A 5726-nucleotide genomic window follows, 5' to 3' on the forward strand; every position below is an offset into this window, starting at 1 on the left:
GCCCTGCGGGCGGTGCACGCCACCTTCAACCTGGGGGGTGCCGTGCTCCACCGGGCCCAGGGAATGGAGGCCCCCAGCTGATGGGCTGGGCTCGCCCTCGCCTGCCCCTGGCCGTTGCCGCCAGCCTCGATGGGGCGGGATTGGTGCTGCTGGCCGTAGCCATCAACGCCCTGCGCCAAAGCAACCTGGCCAACCAACAGCTGCTGCTGCTGGCCCTGGTGCTGATCTATCTCAGCCTGGGCTGGCTGTTCGGCTCCTACACGCTGCTGAAACAGGCGCGGCTGCGCAGGAGCCGCATGCTTCTGCGCCTCGCCACCACCGCAGGGGCCTCTCTGGTGGCAAGCGCCCTGCTGGGCTGGCTGTTGCGGGCCTCTCCAGCAATCACCCTGCTGCACCGGGGCAGCCTGATTCCCCTGTTCAGCCTGCTGGTGCCCTGGAGCGCCCTTGTGCGCCTGGGCCTGCGCCAGGGGCGCCTGCTCAACATCCAGCCGGCCTGGCAGATCGTGGCGCTGGAACAGGAGGCCGAGGCCGTTGGCCAGGAATGGCGGCGCAGCCCAAGTGCCCTGCCGATGCCCCTGGTGCTTGAGTTCAGCCCAACGCTCTGGTCCAGCGATCCGCCCAGCTCAGCCATCGCCCTCAGCAGTGGCGTCGTCGCTGAGGCGAATGTGCTGCAGTTTTGCGAAAATGTGGTGGGCCAGGGCCATCCCGTGATCTCCCTAACTGCCCTGGCCGAACAGTATCTGCAGCGGATTCCGCCCCGCTGGGTGGGCGATCAATGGCTGCTGTTCTCAAGCCGAATCGATGGGGAGCAGAGCAATTTCGAGCAGCAACTCAAACGCTTCGCCGATGTGCTGCTCAGCCTGGTGCTGCTGCTCCTGGCCAGCCCGGTGTTAGCCCTGGCGGCAGGGCTGATCTGGTTGGAGGATGGCGCTGCGGTGATCTACCGCCAGCAACGCACCGGCCTGCTGGGCCAAACCTTCGCCGTGCTCAAACTGCGCTCGATGGTGCCCGAGGCGGAAGGCGAAGACGCCCTCTGGGCCAAGGAAGGGGATGATCGCGTCACCCGAATAGGTCGCTGGCTGCGCAGAACCCGCCTCGACGAACTGCCCCAGCTAATCAATGTGCTCCGGGGTGAAATGAGCCTGATCGGCCCGCGGCCGGAACGACCCGAACTCGAGGTGAAGCTTGAGGCGGAGATTCCCAATTACCGGCTGCGCCACTGGGTGCGCCCAGGCCTGAGCGGCTGGGCCCAGGTGAATATGCCCTACACATCCAGCGTGGAAGATTCGGAGCTCAAACTCAGCTACGACCTCTTTTATCTCCGCAACGCCAGCCTCTGGCTGGATCTTCTGATCATGGCCAAAACAATCAAAGTTGTCCTCAAAGCCGCCGGGCGCTAAGCCTGCTTGCAGGGGCTAAGCCCTGCCCACCAGCTTCTGGCGCAGGTTTTTGATCTTGTCGCGCAGGTTGGCCGCCTCCTCGAACTCCAGATTCTTGGCGGCCCCCTTCATCTTCTCCTCCAGCTGCTGGATCAGCTCCGGCAGGGCATCGAGCGGCACCTCGTTGTGTTCGGCCTGCTCGGTGGCCTGCTCCAGCTGGTCGTCGTTGAGCCGGCGCGACAGCTCCAAGGAGGCCAGGATCGAATTGCCGGCCCGCTTGCCGGCGGGGGTGGGGGTGATGCCGTGCCGTTGGTTGTAGGCGTGCTGAATTGCCCGGCGGCGCTCCGTTTCCGAGATCGCCCTAGCCATCGAATCGGTGAGGTTGTTGGCGTAGAGCAGGGCCACGCCCTCGATGTGGCGGGCAGCGCGGCCGATGGTCTGGATCAGGGAGCGCTCGGCCCGCAGGAAGCCCTCCTTGTCGGCATCGAGGATCGCCACCAGGGACACCTCGGGCAGGTCGAGACCCTCCCGCAGCAGGTTCACCCCCACCAGCACGTCGTATTCGCCATTGCGCAGGTCTTGGATGATCTCGATCCGCTCGAGCGAATGGATCTCCGAATGCAGGTAGCGCACCCGCACCCCGTGTTCGGCCAGGTAATCGGTGAGATCTTCCGCCATCCGCTTGGTGAGGGTGGTCACCAGCACCCGCTCCTGCTTCTCGGCCCGGGTGCGGATCTCGCCCAGCAGGTCGTCCACCTGACCCTCGGTGGGGCGCACCTCCACGATCGGATCGAGCACGCCGGTGGGCCGGATCACCTGCTGCACCACCTGGCCGTGGCTCTGCTCCATCTCCCAGTTGCCCGGGGTGGCGCTCACGAAGATCGTCTGCTGGGCCTTTTCCCAGAACTCCGAGCCCTTCAGCGGCCGGTTATCGGCAGCTGAAGGCAGACGGAAGCCGTGCTCGATCAGCACCTGTTTGCGCGACTGGTCGCCGTTGTACATGGCCTGCAGCTGGGAGCAGGTGACGTGGCTCTCATCAACCACCAGCAGCCAGTTCTTGGGGAAGTAGTCGATCAGGCACTCCGGCGGCGTGCCCGCTTCGCGGCAGGCCAGATGGCGGGCGTAGTTCTCCACCCCATTGCAGTAGCCCACCTGCTCGAGCATCTCCAAGTCGTAGGTGGTGCGCTGCTCCAGGCGCTGGGCCTCCAGCAGCCGCCCCTGGCCGTTGAGCAGCTCCAAGCGTTCGCGCAACTCGGTACGAATCGCCTGGATCGCCTCCCCCAGCCGCTCCTTGGGGGTCACGAAGTGTTTGGCCGGATAGATACTTATGTTTTCCAAGCTCTGCAGGATTTCGCCTGTGGTGGGATCCACGTAGCGGATCGCCTCCACCTCATCGCCGAACAGCTCAATCCGCACCAGCCGGTCTTCATAGGCGGGGCCGATTTCCAGCACATCGCCCCGCACCCGGAAACGCCCGCGCGAAATCTCCAGGTCGTTGCGGGAGTACTGGTTATTCACCAGCTCCCGCAAAGAGCCGCGCAGGTTGAGGGTCTCACCCACCTGAAATTTCACTGCCGCCTTGAGGTATTCACTGGGTATACCCAGGCCGTAGATGCAGCTGATCGAGGCCACCACGATCACATCGCGGCGCTCAAACAACGAGCGCGTCGCCGAGTGACGCAGCATGTCGATCTCTTCGTTGATCGATGCTGTTTTGGCGATGTAGGTGTCGGAGACGGGCACATAGGCCTCCGGCTGGTAGTAGTCGTAATAGCTGATGAAATATTCAACGGCGTTGTGCGGGAAAAACTCCCGCAGCTCATTGCAGAGCTGGGCCGCCAGGGTTTTGTTGTGGGCCAGCACTAGGGCCGGCCGGCCGGTCTGGGCGATCACGTTGGCGATCGTGAAGGTCTTGCCGGTGCCCGTGGCCCCCAGCAGGGTCTGGTAGCGCTCGCCCGCCTCCACCCCGCTCACCAGCCCGGCAATGGCCGTGGGCTGGTCGCCCTTGGGCTCGTAAGGGGCGTGGAGCTGGAATGGAACCATCAGCCCATTCTCGGGCCCGAGCCCATCAGTTGTGACTCAGGCTGCAGGTACGGCCATCAGCAGGCCAGCGGCCCTGGTGAAGTCCACGTCCAGGCCGAGGACCCGCAGGATCACAGCCGACAACACCGCGTACACAACCCCGCCCAGGATCGCGCTGACCAGGCCGTTCCTGAGCCGAAAGCCCTGGATCAACCAGGCCGCCAGGCCAAACAGGATGACGGTGATGGCCCAGTTGAACAGCAGGCTCACCGGACTGATCAAGCCGCCCAGGCTGGTGACCGCCCAGATCGGACCCAGCACCAGCTTCAGGGGCACGATCAACAGGGTGCCGAGCAAACCGATCACCACGGCCGAGAGCAGGGCAACCGGAAAGCTGCTCACCTCCACGCCGAGGGGCAACCAGGCCACGATCAAGAGCACCACGGCCCGGATTGGCCACTGCAGAAGCCAGATCAGAGAACCCATGACAGGGGGGGGGTAGGTGTTTAGAACTTCAGATTAGGCATGGGGCCAGGACCCTCCCCAGGGCATCGCGCAAGCCGTGCACCGCCGCGACCATGGCCAGTGGATCGGAGAGCCGGTTAACGGCCGATCCCACCCCCACGCCGCTGGCACCAGCGGCAATCGCCAGGGGCACGGTGACGGCCGACAGACCGGATGCGCAGAGCACGGGAGTCTGGAATGGGCTGGTCTGGGAAGGGCTGGCAGCCAGGGCGCGGCTGATGGCGTGGGCCGCGGCGAGGGTGGGGGCGGCCTTCTCGATCAGGCCCAGGCTGCCGGCACTGAAGGGCCTGGCGCTGGTGCCCCCCTCGGTCTGGATGATGTCGGCGCCGGCGGCCACCAACTCAACCGCCAACTGCTCCTGCTGGTCGAGGGGCAGCACGTGGGGCACGGTGACACTCAGCACCACCCCAGCCAGCAGGGCGCGGCTGCGGCGGGTGAGCTCGAGCACCTCGGCGGCGTCGAAGATGCGGCCCTGGGGATAGAAGGCGTCGTAGTTGCCGATCTCAACCATGGCGGCCCCGGCGGCCACGGCAGCGGGAAACAGCTCGGGATCCACAGCGCTGACGCAGATCGGCAGCCCACTGGCCCCGGCCGCCAGCTTCACCAGGGCCGGATCACAGGCCACATCCACCAGATCGCCCCCCCCCTGGCCAGCGGCGCGACTGATCCGCTCCACCGCGGCCGAATCGAAGTTGGTGAGTCCGGCGATCACCTTCAGCAGGCGTCGCTCCGCCAGGGCGGCCTGCAGGGCAACGGGCAGCTGTTCGAAGCGCGACATCGCAGGCATGGGCCCTTGGCTTTGAAATGGTGGGGTGATTCTCCCATCCGGAGCCCCTACGACGCTGCATCCCGGCCCCCACCCCAGCCAGCGCTGGAGCCCCGACCACCTGCGGCTGCACCGGCACCTGCTGCGCCACCCAGGCCTGCTGCCGGCGGGGGCGCCCCTGCTGCTGGCGGTGTCCGGCGGCCAGGACTCGATGGCCCTGCTGGCCCTGCTGCTCGACCTGCGCCGGCTGCACCACTGGTCGCTGCTGCTCTGGCACGGCGACCACGCCTGGCGGGCCGAATCGGCCCGCCAGGCCGAGGAACTTGCAGCCTGGTGCCTGCAGCAGGGCCTCAGCCTGGTGGTTGACCGCTGCGGCGAAGGGGGCCCGCCCAGCGAAGGGGGGCCGCCCAGCGAAGCCATGGCCCGCCACTGGCGCTATGGCCAGCTGGAGGCCAGGGCCCGGGCCCTGGGGGCCAGCCACGTGGTGACCGGCCACACCGCCAGCGACCGGGCCGAAACCTTGCTGCTGCACCTAGCCCGCGGCAGCCACCGGCGCGGCCTGGCCAGCCTGCGCAGCCAACGGCCCCTGGCCAAAGGCCCCGACGAATCCCGCGACTCCAGCAGCATCGAGCTGAGCAGGCCGCTGCTGACCTTTTCCCGCAGCGACACCGCCCGCCTCTGCCGCCAACTGGAGCTGCCGGTGTGGCACGACCCGGCCAACCACGACCTCCGCTACAGCCGCAATCGAATCCGGGCCGAGGTGCTGCCGGTGCTCGAAGCTCTCCACCCCGGCGCTGCCCAGCGCATCGGCGCCCAGGCCGAACGACTGGTCAGCGAACTGGAATGCCGCACCGAAATGGTGGATCTGGCCCTGCAAAACCTCAACAGCGCCAGGGGGCCTGGAGCCGCGGCCGCCCTCGAGCGCTTAGGGCTGGTGGCGCTGGCGCCGGCCAACCAGGGGGAACTGCTGCACCGCTGGTTGGAGTGCCAGATCCAGCAGGTGCTGGCGGCCCGGCCCCTCGAGCAGCTGCTGT

5 protein-coding genes are annotated in these 5726 nt (G+C 66.9%); 2 read left to right on the plus strand and 3 right to left on the minus strand.

Going from position 1 to position 5726, the window contains the following annotated elements:
• Positions 1 to 80 precede the first annotated feature (80 nt).
• Positions 81 to 1400: a sugar transferase gene (locus KBZ15_RS17055; protein ID WP_255016412.1), complete on the plus strand. Its 1320-nt coding sequence runs from the start codon at positions 81 to 83 to the stop codon at positions 1398 to 1400.
• Between the two features lie 15 nt (positions 1401 to 1415).
• Here the strand turns inward: KBZ15_RS17055 and uvrB are convergent, their stop codons facing one another.
• From uvrB to KBZ15_RS17070, 3 genes are read right to left on the minus strand one after another with little or no spacing between them, the layout of a single operon-like run.
• On the minus strand, positions 1416 to 3422 hold the full coding sequence (uvrB, locus tag KBZ15_RS17060) for an excinuclease ABC subunit UvrB (RefSeq protein WP_315859916.1): 2007 nt from the start codon (positions 3420 to 3422) through the stop codon (positions 1416 to 1418).
• A 36-nt stretch (positions 3423 to 3458) separates the two neighbouring features.
• A complete protein-coding gene (locus KBZ15_RS17065; RefSeq protein ID WP_255016413.1) occupies positions 3459 to 3887 on the minus strand; it encodes a phage holin family protein in 429 nt (142 codons plus the stop codon).
• A 28-nt stretch (positions 3888 to 3915) separates the two neighbouring features.
• Positions 3916 to 4704 carry a DUF561 domain-containing protein gene (locus tag KBZ15_RS17070; protein WP_255016416.1) on the minus strand — a complete coding sequence of 263 codons (789 nt, stop codon included), beginning with the start codon at positions 4702 to 4704 and terminating at the stop codon, positions 3916 to 3918.
• A 34-nt stretch (positions 4705 to 4738) separates the two neighbouring features.
• Here KBZ15_RS17070 and tilS point away from each other — a divergent pair.
• A partial coding sequence (gene tilS, locus KBZ15_RS17075) for a tRNA lysidine(34) synthetase TilS (protein ID WP_255016414.1) occupies positions 4739 to 5726 on the plus strand: 988 nt, incomplete at its 3' end.

The organism is Cyanobium sp. BA20m-p-22, from assembly GCF_024346275.1.
Lineage (GTDB): Bacteria > Cyanobacteriota > Cyanobacteriia > PCC-6307 > Cyanobiaceae > Cyanobium_A.